Consider the following 548-nt stretch of genomic DNA (forward strand, 5'->3'; position numbering starts at 1 on the left):
ACATGATTCTTCCAAAAGACAAACTTCCCCTGCGGATGGCGGGTCTTTCCCACTGTTTCCGCCGTGAAGCGGGTGCGGCTGGCCAATTTTCCAAAGGACTCTACCGCGTTCATCAATTTACAAAACTTGAAATGTTCGTTTACTGTCTGCCCGAAGAATCAGGCCGCTTTCATGAAGAACTGCGCTCTATAGAAGAAGAAATTTTTAAAGGTCTTAACATACCATTCCGCGTAGTGGATACCTGCACAGGTGACTTAGGCGCTCCCGCCTACCGAAAATGGGATTTGGAAGCGTGGATGCCGGGCAGAAATAACGGCGAATGGGGCGAAGTGACATCCACTTCAAACTGCACCGATTATCAGGCGCGTCGTCTTAACATCCGTTTTAAGGACGACGACGGTAAAAATAAATATGTCCATATGTTGAACGGGACTGCAATCGCCATTTCCCGCGCAATTATCGCCGTTCTGGAAAATTTTCAACAAGCTGACGGCTCGGTACGTCTTCCACGAGCTTTGGTTCCTTACTGCGGGTTTGATATTATAAGG

General features: G+C 48.0%; 1 protein-coding gene. It reads left to right on the forward strand.

Translation table 11 applies throughout. The annotated features are described in order from the left end of the window. The coding region (locus ACYVRH_RS14325) for an aminoacyl--tRNA ligase-related protein (protein WP_461257547.1) at window positions 1-548 on the forward strand (548 nt) is incomplete at both ends.

The organism is Treponema sp. R80B11-R83G3, assembly GCF_054786115.1.